We start from the raw sequence: 15,252 nt of genomic DNA on the forward strand, positions 1-15,252 counted from the left end.
CTTGGTTTGATGATAAACTGGGCTACATTAACACACCCTGAGTGCCAAACGCGCGCCCTAAAAGTATGAACAAAGTCGATTTAGTCCAAATAATCATTCAACAACTCGAAGATAAACTGCAAGTTGCTCATGCCTCGACGCAAAGAGCTATTGACGCTGCGACCGATGAAGAGACCGTACCTGAGCATAAGTACGACACATTAGCGCTTGAGGCGTCATATCTGGCACACGGGCAAGCAATGCGTGTACAAGAAAGTGAAGAAGAGCTTCGCCAGTACCGCACTCTTGTGCTGCGTGATTTTTCCGATGCTCGTATCGCGGTTGGTGCTTATGTGGAATTAGTGGACGAGAACGATGTTGAAAAAGCGTTCTTTATTGGCCCTTGCTCCGGTGGATTGACCGTTGAATGGCAAGGCAAAGAAGTGTTTGTTCTCACGCCGAAATCCCCCCTTGGTTGTGCCTTGGTCGGCAAAGAAGAAGGGGAAGAGATTGATGTGAAAATTGGCGATAAAACAACTTGTTATGAAGTCGTGACGGTTTGCTGACATCGTATCCATAGTTGCTTGTTATAGTTAAAAAGAATAACCATGAAAAAAGAGAAAGTAATGAAGAAACTGCTCACACTCTCATTGTTGACCATCAGCGCCAGTGGCTATGCAGCCCAGTGTCGCGTCGATATTAACAACGAAGTTCGTATGGATGGTCAGAACTTAGAAATCGTGCATACCAATGGTGAAAAAGCGGTCGTCGACGGAGACAATAACCTGTTCATCAAAGGCGAGCTGATTGAGCTTGATGATGATCAGAAAGCGGCAATCGAGAACTACCGCGAGAAGATGAACGCTTACATTCCGCAAGCAAAACAGCTGGCAAGTGATGGCTTAGCATTGGCAAACGACATTATAGATGACATCGCGGTCAGCCTTGATGCGCCTGATTCGTTTGATAACGTGAAAGTCGCAGTAAAAGACTTCTTTGCAGATGTGGAAGCGCGTTATTACAAAGATGGTGATTTTATTCTGCCTGCTGATAGCTTTGATTCGATGACTGAATCATGGTCACAAGACTTCGAAAAAGCACAAGAAATCTTTAACAAAGAATTCCTAACCAGCGCATTTGATGCATTGTCTGCCAAGATGAAAGAAGACGGTGGTTTGAACCTAACTGCGCTGTCTGAAAGCATGGCCGAACTGCAAGCTAAGGTACAAGAGCGCCTAGCAGAACACTCGAAAGACGTAGAAAAACAAGCGGAAGATTTGTGTGAATCTCTGGATGATATGGCGGGTGAAGAACAAGACCTACTGAAGAAGATCCCAGAGCTGAAAGATTACCAAGTCTTCACAATATAAGAAGTTTGGGAAGTGGTGGAATAGCGCGCTAATCTGTACCCACTAAGACTTATAAAAAGGGTCGTTGAGTCATCAACGGCCCTTTTTGTTTTTTAGTCGCTCATTGTTGTACGTAGAAATTTACAAACTGAATATCTACTAATTGTTCTAACTGTCGAGTAATTAACCTAATCGCTCTTGTTGAGAAGATGATATTGCTATAGTGTACTAGTCAGCTAGTTCATTGATATTTGTGTGAGTGGTATGACGCAACAAACTTCTTCTCAGCCTCGTGAGCATTTTGGTTCACGCCTTGGTTTCATCTTAGCGGCAGCTGGTGCCGCGGTGGGTCTAGGTAACATTTGGGGCTTTCCTACCCAAGCAGCAAGCAACGGCGGCGGCGCCTTCTTGTTGGTGTACTTGGTGATGATTCTTATCGTTGCATTCCCAATGCTGGTGGTTGAAATGGCGATCGGTCGTCATGGTCAAGCCAACCCAGTCGACAGTATGCGCTCTCTAACAGACAACCCAGTAGGCAAGAAGCTTGGTGGCCTAGTTGGTTGGATTGGTCTGAGTGTACCAAGTGCGGTTTTGGCGTTTTACTCGATTGTAGGCGGCTGGTTGATCTGTTTTATGTTGGGCGCGGTAACCGACATCATGGGCATGGAAGCGGCGACACAATGGTTGAAAGGCTTCAGCGTTGAACGCAACTTGTTTGGTACGATTACATTTTATGTATTAACCATTTTGATCGTACAAGGCGGCGTGAAGCAGGGCATTGAGAAGTGGTCTACACGTCTAATGCCAGCACTGTTTGTTCTGTTTGGTTTGCTGTTCATCTACATCATGACGCAAAACGGTGCGATGGAAGGTTTGAAGCACTATCTGGTACCTGATTTCGAGAAAGTATGGGATCGCAAACTTATCCTTGCAGCAATGGGACAAGGTTTCTTCTCGCTAACGATTGGTGGTTGTTCGATGCTTATTTACGGCTCCTACCTAAGCAAGAAAGAGAACCTGCCTAAGATGGCGATGAACGTGACTATGGTAGATACCGCGGTTGCCTTTATTGCTGGTCTAGTAGTGATGCCAGCAATGTTTGTTGCGATGCAAAAAGGCGTTCAAATCTATGCAGAAGATGGTTCGCTATTAAGTTCAGATACGCTGGTATTTACTGTTCTTCCGCTGATGTTTGATAGCTTAGGCTTGCTTGGCCAGCTGTTCTCAATCGTGTTCTTCTTACTACTGACGATTGCAGCACTGACTTCATCTATCTCGATGCTGGAATGTCCAGTTGCACTGGTAGGTGAGCGATTCAACACTAAACGCAGCACGACAAGCTGGGTATTAGGTGGACTGATTGCGCTGTTCAGTGTGGTTATTGTATTTAACTTCGGCGCACTGTTTGGCATGGTTGCGACCATCGCAACGCAATACCTACAGCCAATGGCGGCGCTACTGTTCTGTCTATTTGGTGGTTGGGTATGGAACCGTCATTCGAAAATCAAAGAGCTTGAACAAGGTTGCCCTGAGTTCACTCAAGGTTGGTTTGGTAAGTTGTGGCCAGCATACGTGAAGTTTGTTTGTCCGATTCTAGTAGCGACAGTTATCTGGGCTTCGTTCGGCTAATCGACTTACGCAAAGCACAAAAGAAAAGGGCTTGATGAATGCATCAAGCCCTTTTTTCTATTCGATGTTTACGTTGCCCGTCGCGATGAACGATTAACGAAACTGACCAGCGTCAGGCAGAAAGTCAAAACCCGCCGTTGCCAGCTTTGCTTCAAGTGCTGCGCGGTCGATATCAAAGAATGCAACCAGTTTATCCAGATCACCACCGAAGTCGTCACGTAGCTTCATGTTGACGATGCTCATCAGCATGATTGGATCCATCGATTCAAAGTTCGCCAGATTCATTGCTAGTCCTCGAAATCAGAGATCAGTAGGTTTGCCGCTGCAAATGCTGCTTTTTCGCGAACATCTTTAGGCAGTGACTCGTCTGCAGCAACGTCGTTTAGTGCTTTTACTGCGCATGAAATTGCTTGAGGAATGTAAGCTTGATCGCCACTACCGATTTGAGCGTAAAGCTCACGAACTAATTCACAACAGCCGTATACTTGCATGGCTAAATCCTTAATAAATGATAACTGCTCTCAAATATACACATAGCCGTTTTGAAACTCAAAGCAGAGAATTGTTTTGGCTCAAGTTAACAAGCAACTTGAGCAAACATTCATCACTGCAACTGTGCTTCCAATTGATGCGTGACCTCTGGAGAAAGGTTGAGCTGTTTCGCAAGCTCTTGTAAGTAAGCTTTTTCCATAAAATTTTGCTCATCGGCCACAATCAGTGACGCCAGATAAATTTCTGAAGCCTGTTGTGGAGAGGTCGCCAAGCGTGCAATTTCCGCCGGATCGAGAGGCTTGTGTAGCTCTTGATGAACCAACTGTCTTACATGATCATCTGCGCCCAATTCTGTCAGTGCTTGTTCGATGCGAGCCATTTCTTCTTCATCGACATGGCCATCCGCTTTCGCTGCACCAATCATGGCTTTGAGGATCAGTTTTGCATGTTTGTTGTCATCAGGATCGAAGCTTTCGTTGACACCTTGTGTATCCTGCTTTGCTTGCCAATCGTTGTAGACTTTGTAAGCCAGAGCACCTAGTGCCGCTGCGCCACCGACTTTGAGTGCGCCTGTACCTACTTTCTTGGCCATCTTTTTGCTCTTCTTAGAGCCCATTAGCATGCCGATAAGGCCGCCACCAATCGCACCTGCGCCAAGCGTTTTTAGCTGGCTAGAACTTGATGATGATTTGATATTGCTCGTTTGTTTATTGAGCGCATCGCTCCCTTGTTTAAGTAGGTCTGATTTGAGTGCTTGGTTAAGAAGACTTTTTAGATCCATGAGTAACCTCCTTACTAGATTGAATCCAGTGTAAGGTGATAAATCTGAACCAAAGATTAACAACGCAAATATTAGAAAGGGTCTATACACTTAGAAAAGCAAACGTAAAAAAGGGCTGACCGAAGCCAACCCTTTTCATCGCTATATATTCAGCACAGTGTGCTTAGTGCAGCTTATTGTAGTTGAGCTTTAACGTGCTCAACGATGTCTGCCATTGCAACGGCTGTCTTCTCACCAGAGCGGCGGTTCTTGTACTCGAAGTTGCCTTCTTTCATTGAACGATCACCGATCACGATAGTGTGAGGAATACCGATAAGTTCCATATCAGAGAACATTACGCCTGGGCGCTCTTTACGGTCATCGAATAGTACTTCGATACCCATAGCCGTCAGTTCAGCGTACAGCTTCTCAGCTGCTTCTTTCACTTCTTCAGACTTGTGCATGTTCATAGGAACGATAGCCACTTGGAAAGGTGCTAGTGCGTCTGGCCAAATGATGCCATATTTGTCGTGGTTTTGCTCGATTGCAGAAGCAACAACACGTGAAACACCGATACCGTAACAACCCATCTCTAGGATTACGTTCTTACCGTCAGGACCAAGAACACCACAGTTCATCGCTTCTGAGTAAACGTTACCTAGTTGGAAGATGTGACCTACTTCGATACCACGTTTAAGCATTAGCGTACCTTGACCACATGGGCTTGGATCGCCTTCTACTACGTTACGTAGATCTTCAACTTGGCCTAATTCAACGTCACGACCCCAGTTGATACCGAAGTAGTGTTTACCGTCGATGTTTGCGCCCGCGCCGAAGTCGCTCATTACAGCAACAGAGCGGTCAACGATGAATGGCAGTTCAAGGCCTACAGGGCCAAGAGAACCAGCGCCAGCGCCGATAAGTGCACGCATTTCCTCTTCTGTTGCCATCTCTAGTGGAGAAGCAACTTGAGGTAGGTTTTCTGCTTTCACTTCGTTTAGCTCGTGGTCACCACGAACGATAAGAGCGATGATGTCAGCATCAACTTCATCAGACGCTTTCACGAATAGAGTTTTTACTGTCTTCTCGATTGGTAGACCGTGTTGCTCTACAAGCTCCGCGATTGTTTTCGCGTTTGGCGTATCAACCAGCGTCATCTCTTGAGTTGGTTCAGCGCGCTCACCTGCAGGTGCTGCCGCTTCTGCTTTTTCGATGTTCGCTGCGTAATCAGACTCAGTAGAGAATGCGATTAGGTCTTCGCCGCTTTCAGCAAGTACGTGGAACTCTTGAGAACCACTACCACCGATAGCGCCAGAGTCAGCAAGTACTGGACGGTACTCAAGACCCATGCGATCAAATGCTTTACAGTAAGCATCGTGCATCGCTTGGTAAGATTTCTCTAGACCTTCTTTGTCGATGTCGAAGCTGTATGCATCCATCATGCAGAATTCACGTGCACGCATTACACCGAAACGTGGGCGACGCTCGTCACGGAATTTAGTCTGGATTTGGTACAGGTTTAGCGGAAGCTGTTTGTAAGAGCTCACTTCGTTACGCACAAGGCTAGTGATCACTTCTTCAGCTGTAGGGCTAAGAACAAACGGACGAGTATGACGGTCAGTAAAGCGAAGTAGCTCAGGACCCATCTTCTCAGAACGACCTGTCTCTTCCCATAGTTCAAACGGCTGAACAACGGGCATCAAAGTTTCGACTGCACCTGCATTGTCGATTTCTTGACGAACGATGTTTTCGACTTTACGCAGCACACGTAGACCAGTAGGCAGCCAGGTGTAAAGACCTGAAGCCAGCTTACGGATCATACCCGCGCGTAGCATGAGCTGGTGGCTCACTACTTCTGCGTCGTTTGGAGTCTCCTTCAGAGTAGAAAGAAGATAATTACTGGTACGCATTAAATTTATCCGTTTATTAGAGTTAGATACTCAAGCCAGAATGGACAGGAGTATGAAGGTCCCACAAGGGGAAAATTGTTAGCCGCTTATAATATCAGCCAAATGCCTTTGTCAAAAGCTTTCAATCGCAGTAACTGTTATTAAGTTATCGCTAACCGTGAACTTAACGTTCAGATCGAACAAATTTACCGCATATTCCTTGCTGTCAGGCTTGTTTTTCTTGTAAGCCGGACGAGGATCTTGTGCCAGAACTTGCTCGAGAACTGTTTTTACATACTCAGTATCGTTATGCTTTTCGAGTGTTGCCTGTGCAATGTCAGAGAATTCGACCTGCGATGTTTCAGGCTCTTCTTCGGCATAACCGCCTTGTGCTTCTCCAATCGAATCCGAGTAGGGGATGTATGGTTTGATATCGACAATCGGTGTGCCATCAACCAAGTCTACGTTGCCAAGATCTAAATAGATCTGATCGCCTTTTTTACTGATGCCTTTGACTTCTACAGCAGACATACCAATGCCGTTGGGGCGGAAGGTTGAGCGTGAAGCAAACACGCCAATACGTTCGTTACCGCCCAAGCGAGGTGGGCGCACAGTTGGTTTCCATCCGGCTTCTAAATTCTGATCAAACAAAAACAGTAACCATACGTGAGAAAATTGCTCTAATCCACGCACGGCTTCGGGGCTATTTGCCGCACCTTGTAGTTTAACGCGCGAGCGTGCTGCGGGTACCAAACGAGGTTGGCGAGGAACGGCGAATTTCTCTTTATAAGGGCTTTCGATAATGCCAATCGGCTCAATGGAATACATGAGTAGGATCTTTAACTGGGGTTTAAGGAGCAAAGTATCACAAATTTTGCTTGCTTTTATTGTTGAGAATGATTATTAATTAAAATGTTATAACATAACAGTTAATCAAAAGGACAAGTTATATGAAACCAGGTATCCATCCTGAATATCGACCTGTGGTATTTCATGATACTAGCGTAGATGAATATTTTGTTGTGGGTTCAACGTTGCAAACCGACCGAACGATTGAATGGAAAGATGGCAAAACTTACCCATATTTCACACTCGATGTATCGTCTGCGTCTCATCCGTTCTATACCGGGAAGCAACGTGTAGTACAAGCAGAAGGTCGTATTGCGAACTTCAATCGTCGTTTTGGGCAATTTGGCAAAGATAAGGATTAAGAGATGAAAGTCGTTAAGTCATTAAAGAGTGCAAAAAACCGCCATCCTGATTGTCAAATCGTCAAAAGAAGAGGGCGTTTATACGTGATTTGCAAAACGAATCCACGTTTTAAGGCGGTGCAGAAATAACCATAAATATGGTGGTAATTTATGGAATGTGATGAGTTATAATTCTGATTTATGATCTATATGTGGGTGATATAACTATATTTTTATCGATTATAGGTCATAAGTTCGACTATTGGTTACATTCTGTAACGTTTTGAACTTTCACTTAACCCTTGTGTCGAGTACCCTGCGCAAGCTTTGTGACATTTTTGTCACAAACGCGCAGGAATAAATACAAGGAGGGAACAGATGAGTTCATCTGCTTCAATGAAACAAAACTCGCCAAAGAAGCCACTATTTACGCGCTTCTTAGATACAGTTGAATATTTGGGGAACCTATTACCCCACCCAATCACACTTTTCGCCATTTTCTGTCTTGCAATCCTAGTTATGTCCGGCATTGCTGGTTACTTTGAAGTTTCCGTTGTTGATCCTCGCCCTGAAGGTGCTCCGGGTCGCGCTGCAGATGGCATGATCCAAGTTGTAAGTTTGCTAAATGCTGAAGGTTTACAACTGATTGTAACTAACCTAGTGAAAAACTTCGTAGGCTTCGCACCGTTAGGTACCGTACTGGTTGCGATGCTTGGTGTTGCCATTGCAGAACATTCTGGCCTACTTTCTGCTGCAATGCGCGGTCTTGTAATGGGCGCATCTCAGCGCATGGTTACAGTAACGGTTGTTTTCGCTGGTATCATTTCAAACACGGCTTCTGAGCTTGGCTACGTGGTACTGATTCCACTAGCGGCGATGCTGTTCCACTCTTTAGGTCGTCATCCACTTGCTGGCCTAGCCGCTGCGTTTGCTGGTGTATCTGGCGGCTATTCTGCCAACCTACTTATCGGTACGGTTGACCCTCTGTTGTCTGGTATTACTGAAACAGCAGCGCAGATGATTGACCCAACTTACACCGTTGGTCCAGAAGTAAACTGGTACTTCATGTTTGTTTCTACCTTCTTCATCGCGATTACAGGCGCATTTGTAACTGAAAAAATCGTTGAGCCAAAACTTGGCAAATACAATGATGAAGAAGCGGCAGAAGACCTATCTCAAGATAAAATGGGTGGTTTGACTGACGTAGAGAAGAAAGGTCTTAAGCTGGCGGGTATCGCAGTACTGGTCGTTTCTGCACTACTGGCATGGACTATTGTTCCGGCTGATGGTGTTCTGCGTTCTGATGCAGGTACGGTTGCGGGCTCTCCATTCCTAAAGAGTATTGTTGCGTTTATCTTTGTTTTCTTTGCAGTACCAGGCTTTGTTTATGGTCGCGTTGTAGGCACTATGAAGAATGATCGCGATGTGATTGATGCAATGTCGAAGTCAATGTCTTCAATGGGTATGTACATTGTTTTGGTATTCTTCGCCGCTCAATTTGTTGCTTTCTTCAAGTGGACAAACTTCGGTCAGGTATTTGCGGTTGCGGGCGCAAGCTTCCTGCAGGAAATTGGTCTAACTGGTCCAATGTTGTTCTTCGCCTTCATCCTAATGTGTGGCTTCATCAACTTGATGATTGGTTCGGCATCAGCACAGTGGGCAGTAACAGCGCCAATCTTCGTACCTATGTTGATGCTGGTGGGCTACGCACCTGAAACTATTCAAGCGGCTTACCGTATTGGTGACTCAACAACGAACATCATTACACCGATGATGAGCTACTTTGGTCTTATCCTCGCGGTAGCCACACGCTACATGAAGAACTTAGGTATCGGTACGCTGATTGCGACCATGCTACCTTACTCAATTGTCTTCATTGTTGGCTGGAGCGTTCTATTCTACCTATGGGTATTCGTATTCGGTCTACCAGTAGGTCCAGGTGCGGCAACGTACTACACGCCTTAACTAGAAGCTTCACTCAGCTCAATCAAAGCCTGCGTTTCTCGCAGGCTTTTGTCTACTTATAGCCCTGCAAAACGATACGTCAGCCCGAGTTCAAATGACCAACCGACATCACGCTGAATCAAAGGACTCTCATTATCATGATGAATGAATTCAGCCTTTGTAATGCCTATCCAAGATGGTGTGAACTCATACAAACCAATAACTCCGGCTTGATAAACAAAAGTAGAATCGGCCTTAAATTCTTTTAGTCCTGATGCTGCCGCTTCTTGTGCTGAAACACTGTACAGATGGTTAGAGAGTTTTTTATCTCGGTAATCGACTTCTAGAAAGGGAGTGAGGGTAAACGGTGGTAGCCAAGTTTCTAGCGTCCGACCGAGATGCAGTTGAACTTCGTAACCGTTATGTTCTGAGGTAACGTCATGCAGATAAGTCAGTCTTGCACCAACGGTGCCTAAAGTAATACCAAGTTCACCATTGCCATCACGACTTTCGATGCCGTTTGGCAGATCGGCAAACGTATCGGATACTTCCGCGAAACGCCAGTTGGCTGATAGCCCAACATAAGGTAACGCTTGCCAACTTGCTAAGCTGCCATCAACAAAGCCAATGGGACCTGAATAGAACAAATTAGGTGTCGCACCAAGCTGAGGTGTGTCTTTGACGGAAAAAACGCTCTCGCCATAGGTAACACTGCCTCCAACGAGGCCAAAAGATTCTTGATTGGCAAGTGAGCCAGCAGAGACAAAAAGTAGTGAGAGGGGAAGGACGATCCTTGCATTCATAAATAAAACTCCGTTTTTGTTATAACAATAAAGAACGGAGTTTTGTGATTCCTATTTCATCAACGAATGATTTTCATGCAAAGGGGAGGCGTAATCAACGCTTGGCAAGGATTCTATCGAGATGATTTGCGAACTCGCGACGTTCAGTTTGAGACAAAGCTGCAGGGCCGCCAGTCTGAATGCCACTTGAGCGCATGGTGTCCATAAAGTCACGAATGTTCAAACGCGCTTTGATGGTGTCTTTCGTATATAACTCGCCTCGTGAGCTTAATGCTTGAGCTCCTTTGCTGATCACTTCGTCTGCCAATGGAATATCAGAGGTAATCACTAAGTCATTGGCTTCCACGCGACGTACGATTTCGTTATCGGCAATATCAAAGCCAGCTGGTACTTGCAGAGAGTGAATATTGGCACGCTTGGGTACAGGGACTACATGGTTCGCTACAAATGTGCATTCTACACCGGTTCGCTCAGCGGCGCGTACAATCGTTTCTCTGATTACTTTCGGACAAGCATCCGCATCTACCCACAACTTCATGATGTCTTCTCACTCAGCTTTGCTTCCAGTTCTTCAACGCGAGTCACCAGTTGAGCAACCGTGTTTTCGAGCGCGGTGATGCGATCTTCTTCTTTCGGAGCTTGTACCGCTACTTCCACTTTAGGGATACGGTTTGCGCTCTTCCAACTTTTGATGGTTGCGATTAATGCAGGCATTGGCACGGGCGTTTTCATTCGTGCTTTTACCAGTGCCACAGTGGGCTCTTTGCCTTGCTGCTGTAGCTGCTCCATCACGGCTTCCAGCTCTTTAGTGACGTCTTGAGTTAACATAATTTGTCCCTACTAAAATGACTTCTATCATCATACTTTGCGCGGTTGATTTTAGCGAATAGCAATTTCGGCAGTGCCTTGTGCGAGATCTCTCACACGGGTTGTAAGAGAAAACGATTTCGTCATCAGCCAAACAGAATGTTTTGTCCGTAAGTGTATGAAAAATATCATTTTAACATGCTGTTAACTAAGTTTTTCAACAAAAGATTTTCTTGGGTAGATTGTGATTTAAAGGGAAAAGCGTAAATTAAACCTTGTCGGCAGGAAGCAGACATGGAACAGGAAAGCACCAAGGATTTGGTCATCGTCAGGACGACGATTTGATTATTCAGGATGAGTGATCAAGCAAGGAGCGTAGGACATTGTAAGGACACAATCATCAATAGGATGTTGATGACTAAGGAAAGACAATGAACCCCTCATAGGATTGAGGTAAGGACAGCATCAGGACGATGCAAAGGACACCGCTCAAGGAACAAGTGATGCGCGCTAACGAGGAATGTTAGCTATCAGGATGATAAGGACACCGCTAGGACGGCGACGTAAGGACTAAGCTGACGGAATCAGCCACTATTATGGATGATGCATGGAGCACTAATTAGTAGCCGGACTGCTGCGAGTAAGACTATGACCCCGATACGCTAGTGTCGGGGTCTTTCTTATTTTGGCACTTACATAACTTAAAATAATTAAAAGTGTCAATATCACATTATTTATAAATTCCTTACAACACTGAATAAAAAACAATCCAGATCAATATCCTTTCCAATCAGTTGGTTTAACTTTCGGCTTCTCTAAATGGCGTTATGTACCGCATAACAAATCGATAGCTCACGAGTTATTGTTATGTGGATAAATTAAGTTTGCTGTAATCAAGGAACAGATGTGACCATAGTAACCAGAAGAATGCTTCTTCTACCCTACAATGAGTCGTTGCAACTAGAGTTCGTGATGTTGAATTGTTGCGCTAGAAATCGCGCAGAGATGAACGGCCCTCATACGGTGTCTTCTGCTAAGCAGTTGTTTGAGAAGATTCTGGATGATGAGAATGTCTACAGCATGGCGGTGCTTGAGAGTACCAGTCGTGATTACATGGGACACGTATTCATTTCGAATCTGGATCATGAACCAGAGCTGGGATTTATCTTTGATAAAGCTTATTGGGGTAAAGGATTAGCGACAGAAGCGCTAAAGGCGTTTTTCCCGAAAGCGTGCCGTGAGCTTGGGCTACACAAAGTCAAAGCGAATGTGAACAGCCATCACAAAGCATCCACGGCAGTATTGGAAAAACTTGGATTTACAAAGACTATAGAAAGTAAAGACCTTTACGGCCCTTACTTTGAAATGGAATTTACAAGCGATGTGGCGGAAGGTGAAAGTTCAGCGGCCTAAACCCGATCATCGTCAACTCTCCTTGGTAGCAATCATCACCAAGGGATGAAAACTCAAATTGATACACTGTATGCCAACGCCAGATTCCGTCTGGCGTTTTCAGTTTATGTGCACCAAAAGCGATGCTCACCAATTGCAGATCCAACTGCTCACATTTACGCGTAATGGCCGCTTTTGCCAACTCCGATTGACGTCGTTGCTGCCAAAACAAAAAGCAGAAGAAGCACAGTCCTAAAATGGCTAATAGGTCACCGATCATCCCTAATCCTTTATTATCCCTTTGTTGCTTGCTGCAGCTTTACCAATGCAGTCGCTAGCTCTTCTGATGGGCTAGAGTGCAGCAGAGGCAAAAGAACCAACCTTAGTTCTGGTAGCATCACTAGGTCAGCAAACAATTGATTAAATAGAGCCTGGTTCCCAGTTTGTGCAAGTCGCAGCAAAAATTGCTCAGCGATGTCAGCATCACCTAGTAAGTGCCACGTGCGGCCAGCAATACCGATCAACACTTCTTGGTGACTCAATCGCGGGCTTTGCAAAATCGCTTTTAAGATTGGCTGTGACACCTCGATTGGTGCGCCAGCTAGGGCACGAATCAAAGCGGAAAGCAAGAACAGATCGGGCTCGTTACTTTCGATTTCTTGTAGCGCTTTCTCAGCAATGCGCTCTGCCAAACGCTCTTGCAGGTCAACATGTTCTAATGCGCCAAGTAGAGCGTAAAGCGGTTCATTAGGTAAATGATTTAGGGCTTTACGTAAGGTGACGGCATTTTGCTCTTTACCTAGGCGTGCAGCCATATCGGTGATGCCTTGCAGACCAACCGTTTGCCAGTTTTCCCACCCTAAACCACCGCTAAAGTAGTGCTGGGTGTGCTCGTAATACTGGCTGGTGGGTAAGTCCAAGTTAGCGCGAACTTGGCTGTGGAAGACAGCCATCTTTTCTTCCGCAGGTTTGAAAGTGTATGGGTTGTTGGAAAGCTTTTGTTGCTGCTCTTCCGACATCTCCTCGCTTAAACGAGTGCCCATGGCTTCTACGACGTATTTAATGAAGTTACCAATATCCGCTTGCTTGAGCAGGCCACGTTCATCCAACTCGAACTTCAAGAACCAAATCCAAGGCTGCTTTTGCTCATTCCAGTATGCAATAGCCAAGTGTGCTTTGCGTTGCATTGGGAATGGGTAAGGGCATTGACCTTTTTCCACATCAGCAAAGACTTGTGGCTCGATGGTCTTGATACGACGACCAAGGTCGAAGATTTGATACTCACATTGACTGTTGTTTAACAGCTGAGTGAGGGTTTGAATGTTTTCCATTAAATACGACATCCTAATGTTCTTTTCACAAGAAATGGTATCATTCTCGGCTAATTCAAGGTTCGAGACGGAATTAATGGCAACAAACATCCAATTGGTCGACTTACTTCAACAACTTGAAGCGCAATTGCAGCATCATGAGCTATGGCAACAAACCATGCCCTCGGCTGAAGCGCTACAGAGCACGGAACCTTTTGCGATTGATACGCTGCATCCCCATGAGTGGCTACAGTGGATTTTTATTGCACGTATGCGTGCGTTAGTGGAAAGTAATCAACCTTTGCCACGTGGCTTTTCTATTGAGCCGTATTTTGCAGAAGTGTGGAAGCAAGAGTCGCATTATGGCGAATTGCTTGAGACTATTCGAACCATCGACGAACTATGTAAGTAACCTCAATGTCAGAACAAGAAACATTACCATCCGCTGATCCTGTTGTATTAGAGATCGTCTATCAGGACGAGTACTTTGTCGCGGTGAACAAACCTGCGGGTATGCTGGTCCATCGCAGTTGGTTGGATAAGTATGAGACCCAATTTGTGATGCAAACGCTTCGCGACCAAATTGGTCAGCATGTTTTCCCATTGCATCGTTTGGATCGTCCTACTTCTGGTGTGCTTGTGTTTGCTTTATCCAGTGAAGTGGCGTCTCAAGTGATGCCAATGTTTGCTGAACATAAGATGGAGAAAACCTATCACGCTATCGTTCGCGGCTGGATCGAAGAAGAAGGTGTGCTTGACTACGCCTTAAAAGTTGAGCTGGATAAAATCGCCGATAAGTTCGCTTCACAAGAGAAAGAAGCCCAAGAGGCCGTAACGGGGTACAAACCGTTAGCAAAAGTAGAAGTGCCATATTCCACAGGTAAGTTTCCGACTACGCGTTACTGTTTGATGGAGATGAAGCCGAAGACAGGCCGTAAGCACCAGCTGCGTCGTCATATGGCTCACTTACGCCATCCTATTGTTGGTGATACGACACATGGTGACGGTAAGCACAACAAGTTGTATCGCACTGAATTTGATTCTCATCGTTTATTGCTGCATGCATCAGAGCTACGTTTTGTACATCCATTTACGGATGAGGAAATCGTGATGAAAGCCAAAATCGATGAGACTTGGCAGCAGCTATTCGCTCGATTTGAGTGGGATGAATCACTGGTAAAATAAGTGATTCGATTGATAGGCTTTCAGTTCTATTGAAGTAAATGTTAAAGGGGTTGGTACACATACCAACCCCTTTTTTAATCATTGAGGAATGAAGTGGGTTACTTGAGCTTTTCCAGATCCGCTTCGATTTCAGCGATCTTGCTAGAAACTACTTTTTCCAGATGACGAAGATCAGAGAGAATTTTTTCCTTCACATCCACTTCAGTCGTTTTCGCTGGTTTGGTGATCTTATTCAGTTCATCGATAACCAGTGTTAGATTGCGGTTGATCTCGGTGACTTCTTTGTATTTGTGACTGCCGCTATCTACCAGTACGTTTTTGACTTGGCGAGGGTATTTGAACTTTACACTCTTAGCGAAAAATTCGCCTTTCTGCTTATGGAAGTAGATCTTTAGGACGTCTTTATGTGCTTCTTGGCGCAGGGAATAACGTTCAATCTGTTTTGGATCGTGGATGCCCAAACCAGTGAGGTGTGGATACATAGGCTACCTCTGAGTATTGAATTGGAGTCAATACAACTGTA

The 15,252-nt window shown here is 45.2% G+C and carries 20 protein-coding genes; 9 read left to right on the forward strand and 11 right to left on the reverse strand.

The window, feature by feature from the left end:
• The first annotated feature begins 65 nt into the window (after window positions 1–65).
• From KIV41_RS23550 to KIV41_RS23560, 3 genes are all read left to right on the forward strand, one after another.
• Window positions 66–545: a GreA/GreB family elongation factor gene (locus KIV41_RS23550; protein ID WP_252041041.1), complete on the forward strand. Its 480-nt coding sequence runs from the start codon at window positions 66–68 to the stop codon at window positions 543–545.
• 60 nt (window positions 546–605) lie between these two features.
• Window positions 606–1,349, forward strand: coding sequence for a YggN family protein (locus tag KIV41_RS23555; protein WP_138944053.1), 744 nt, complete (start codon window positions 606–608; stop codon window positions 1,347–1,349).
• Window positions 1,350–1,592: 243 nt separating this feature from the next.
• Complete coding sequence (locus KIV41_RS23560; RefSeq protein ID WP_005436738.1) at window positions 1,593–2,957, forward strand: sodium-dependent transporter; 1,365 nt, start codon at window positions 1,593–1,595, stop codon at window positions 2,955–2,957.
• Between the two features lie 93 nt (window positions 2,958–3,050).
• Here the strand turns inward: KIV41_RS23560 and KIV41_RS23565 are convergent, their stop codons facing one another.
• From KIV41_RS23565 to tsaA, 5 genes are all read right to left on the reverse strand, one after another.
• On the reverse strand, window positions 3,051–3,242 hold the full coding sequence (locus KIV41_RS23565; RefSeq protein WP_010449802.1) for a DUF4250 domain-containing protein: 192 nt from the start codon (window positions 3,240–3,242) through the stop codon (window positions 3,051–3,053).
• A gap of 2 nt (window positions 3,243–3,244) precedes the next feature.
• Window positions 3,245–3,448, reverse strand: coding sequence for a YaeP family protein (locus KIV41_RS23570; RefSeq protein ID WP_285337777.1), 204 nt, complete (start codon window positions 3,446–3,448; stop codon window positions 3,245–3,247).
• 113 nt (window positions 3,449–3,561) lie between these two features.
• Window positions 3,562–4,230: a tellurite resistance TerB family protein gene (locus KIV41_RS23575; protein ID WP_285337778.1), complete on the reverse strand. Its 669-nt coding sequence runs from the start codon at window positions 4,228–4,230 to the stop codon at window positions 3,562–3,564.
• A gap of 173 nt (window positions 4,231–4,403) precedes the next feature.
• Window positions 4,404–6,119 carry a proline--tRNA ligase gene (locus KIV41_RS23580; RefSeq protein ID WP_045395169.1) on the reverse strand — a complete coding sequence of 572 codons (1,716 nt, stop codon included), beginning with the start codon at window positions 6,117–6,119 and terminating at the stop codon, window positions 4,404–4,406.
• A gap of 111 nt (window positions 6,120–6,230) precedes the next feature.
• Complete coding sequence (gene tsaA / locus KIV41_RS23585; RefSeq protein WP_045394125.1) at window positions 6,231–6,926, reverse strand: tRNA (N6-threonylcarbamoyladenosine(37)-N6)-methyltransferase TrmO; 696 nt, start codon at window positions 6,924–6,926, stop codon at window positions 6,231–6,233.
• Between the two features lie 122 nt (window positions 6,927–7,048).
• Between tsaA and KIV41_RS23590 the strand changes: the two genes are divergently transcribed.
• The 3 genes from KIV41_RS23590 to KIV41_RS23600 all read left to right on the forward strand — a co-directional run bounded on the left by KIV41_RS23590 (window position 7,049) and on the right by KIV41_RS23600 (window position 9,253).
• Window positions 7,049–7,309 (forward strand): type B 50S ribosomal protein L31, encoded by a 261-nt coding sequence (locus tag KIV41_RS23590; protein WP_005446212.1) that lies wholly within the window; start codon window positions 7,049–7,051, stop codon window positions 7,307–7,309.
• A gap of 3 nt (window positions 7,310–7,312) precedes the next feature.
• Window positions 7,313–7,438, forward strand: a complete 126-nt coding sequence (gene ykgO / locus KIV41_RS23595; RefSeq protein ID WP_004744821.1) for a type B 50S ribosomal protein L36 — start codon at window positions 7,313–7,315, stop codon at window positions 7,436–7,438.
• A gap of 228 nt (window positions 7,439–7,666) precedes the next feature.
• Window positions 7,667–9,253, forward strand: a complete 1,587-nt coding sequence (locus KIV41_RS23600; protein WP_005446209.1) for an AbgT family transporter — start codon at window positions 7,667–7,669, stop codon at window positions 9,251–9,253.
• 56 nt (window positions 9,254–9,309) lie between these two features.
• Here KIV41_RS23600 and KIV41_RS23605 read toward each other — a convergent pair whose 3' ends face one another.
• The 3 genes from KIV41_RS23605 to KIV41_RS23615 form a co-directional block, all read right to left on the reverse strand.
• A complete protein-coding gene (locus KIV41_RS23605) occupies window positions 9,310–10,035 on the reverse strand; it encodes a MipA/OmpV family protein (protein WP_285337779.1) in 726 nt (241 codons plus the stop codon).
• 94 nt (window positions 10,036–10,129) lie between these two features.
• Window positions 10,130–10,573, reverse strand: a complete 444-nt coding sequence (locus tag KIV41_RS23610; protein WP_005436748.1) for a YaiI/YqxD family protein — start codon at window positions 10,571–10,573, stop codon at window positions 10,130–10,132.
• A complete protein-coding gene (locus KIV41_RS23615) occupies window positions 10,570–10,863 on the reverse strand; it encodes a hypothetical protein (RefSeq protein ID WP_285337780.1) in 294 nt (97 codons plus the stop codon). The genes KIV41_RS23610 and KIV41_RS23615 overlap by 4 nt, the downstream gene beginning before the upstream one ends.
• Before the next feature lie 906 nt (window positions 10,864–11,769).
• Between KIV41_RS23615 and KIV41_RS23620 the strand changes: the two genes are divergently transcribed.
• Window positions 11,770–12,255 carry a GNAT family N-acetyltransferase gene (locus tag KIV41_RS23620; protein WP_285337806.1) on the forward strand — a complete coding sequence of 162 codons (486 nt, stop codon included), beginning with the start codon at window positions 11,770–11,772 and terminating at the stop codon, window positions 12,253–12,255.
• Here KIV41_RS23620 and KIV41_RS23625 read toward each other — a convergent pair.
• Window positions 12,215–12,514 (reverse strand): DUF3301 domain-containing protein, encoded by a 300-nt coding sequence (locus tag KIV41_RS23625; protein ID WP_005446190.1) that lies wholly within the window; start codon window positions 12,512–12,514, stop codon window positions 12,215–12,217. The genes KIV41_RS23620 and KIV41_RS23625 overlap by 41 nt on opposite strands.
• Window positions 12,515–12,527: 13 nt before the next feature.
• Window positions 12,528–13,565: a DUF3549 family protein gene (locus KIV41_RS23630; protein ID WP_045394137.1), complete on the reverse strand. Its 1,038-nt coding sequence runs from the start codon at window positions 13,563–13,565 to the stop codon at window positions 12,528–12,530.
• 76 nt (window positions 13,566–13,641) lie between these two features.
• Here KIV41_RS23630 and KIV41_RS23635 point away from each other — a divergent pair, with 76 nt between their 5' ends.
• A complete protein-coding gene (locus KIV41_RS23635; protein ID WP_029561026.1) occupies window positions 13,642–13,956 on the forward strand; it encodes a YqcC family protein in 315 nt (104 codons plus the stop codon).
• Between the two features lie 5 nt (window positions 13,957–13,961).
• The gene (gene truC / locus KIV41_RS23640; protein ID WP_045394140.1) at window positions 13,962–14,729 is read left to right on the forward strand and encodes a tRNA pseudouridine(65) synthase TruC; all 768 of its coding nucleotides are present in this window, start codon (window positions 13,962–13,964) and stop codon (window positions 14,727–14,729) included.
• Between the two features lie 98 nt (window positions 14,730–14,827).
• Here truC and KIV41_RS23645 read toward each other — a convergent pair whose 3' ends face one another.
• Window positions 14,828–15,211, reverse strand: a complete 384-nt coding sequence (locus tag KIV41_RS23645; RefSeq protein WP_010449760.1) for a DUF3461 family protein — start codon at window positions 15,209–15,211, stop codon at window positions 14,828–14,830.
• Between the last annotated feature and the right edge of the window lie 41 nt (window positions 15,212–15,252).

The sequence above is a fragment of the Vibrio sp. D401a genome, assembly GCF_030248515.1.
Classification (GTDB): Bacteria; Pseudomonadota; Gammaproteobacteria; order Enterobacterales; family Vibrionaceae; genus Vibrio; species Vibrio rotiferianus.

Coding starts and splice junctions, on each gene's coding strand:
- KIV41_RS23550 (WP_252041041.1), top strand. CDS start 66: ATGAACAAAGTCGATTTAGTCCAAATAATCATTCAACAACTCGAAGAT.
- KIV41_RS23555 (WP_138944053.1), top strand. CDS start 606: ATGAAGAAACTGCTCACACTCTCATTGTTGACCATCAGCGCCAGTGGC.
- KIV41_RS23560 (WP_005436738.1), top strand. CDS start 1,593: ATGACGCAACAAACTTCTTCTCAGCCTCGTGAGCATTTTGGTTCACGC.
- KIV41_RS23565 (WP_010449802.1), bottom strand. CDS start 3,242: ATGAATCTGGCGAACTTTGAATCGATGGATCCAATCATGCTGATGAGC.
- KIV41_RS23570 (WP_285337777.1), bottom strand. CDS start 3,448: ATGCAAGTATACGGCTGTTGTGAATTAGTTCGTGAGCTTTACGCTCAA.
- KIV41_RS23575 (WP_285337778.1), bottom strand. CDS start 4,230: ATGGATCTAAAAAGTCTTCTTAACCAAGCACTCAAATCAGACCTACTT.
- KIV41_RS23580 (WP_045395169.1), bottom strand. CDS start 6,119: ATGCGTACCAGTAATTATCTTCTTTCTACTCTGAAGGAGACTCCAAAC.
- tsaA (WP_045394125.1), bottom strand. CDS start 6,926: ATGTATTCCATTGAGCCGATTGGCATTATCGAAAGCCCTTATAAAGAG.
- KIV41_RS23590 (WP_005446212.1), top strand. CDS start 7,049: ATGAAACCAGGTATCCATCCTGAATATCGACCTGTGGTATTTCATGAT.
- ykgO (WP_004744821.1), top strand. CDS start 7,313: ATGAAAGTCGTTAAGTCATTAAAGAGTGCAAAAAACCGCCATCCTGAT.
- KIV41_RS23600 (WP_005446209.1), top strand. CDS start 7,667: ATGAGTTCATCTGCTTCAATGAAACAAAACTCGCCAAAGAAGCCACTA.
- KIV41_RS23605 (WP_285337779.1), bottom strand. CDS start 10,035: ATGAATGCAAGGATCGTCCTTCCCCTCTCACTACTTTTTGTCTCTGCT.
- KIV41_RS23610 (WP_005436748.1), bottom strand. CDS start 10,573: ATGAAGTTGTGGGTAGATGCGGATGCTTGTCCGAAAGTAATCAGAGAA.
- KIV41_RS23615 (WP_285337780.1), bottom strand. CDS start 10,863: ATGTTAACTCAAGACGTCACTAAAGAGCTGGAAGCCGTGATGGAGCAG.
- KIV41_RS23620 (WP_285337806.1), top strand. CDS start 11,770: ATGCTTCTTCTACCCTACAATGAGTCGTTGCAACTAGAGTTCGTGATG.
- KIV41_RS23625 (WP_005446190.1), bottom strand. CDS start 12,514: ATGATCGGTGACCTATTAGCCATTTTAGGACTGTGCTTCTTCTGCTTT.
- KIV41_RS23630 (WP_045394137.1), bottom strand. CDS start 13,565: ATGGAAAACATTCAAACCCTCACTCAGCTGTTAAACAACAGTCAATGT.
- KIV41_RS23635 (WP_029561026.1), top strand. CDS start 13,642: ATGGCAACAAACATCCAATTGGTCGACTTACTTCAACAACTTGAAGCG.
- truC (WP_045394140.1), top strand. CDS start 13,962: ATGTCAGAACAAGAAACATTACCATCCGCTGATCCTGTTGTATTAGAG.
- KIV41_RS23645 (WP_010449760.1), bottom strand. CDS start 15,211: ATGTATCCACACCTCACTGGTTTGGGCATCCACGATCCAAAACAGATT.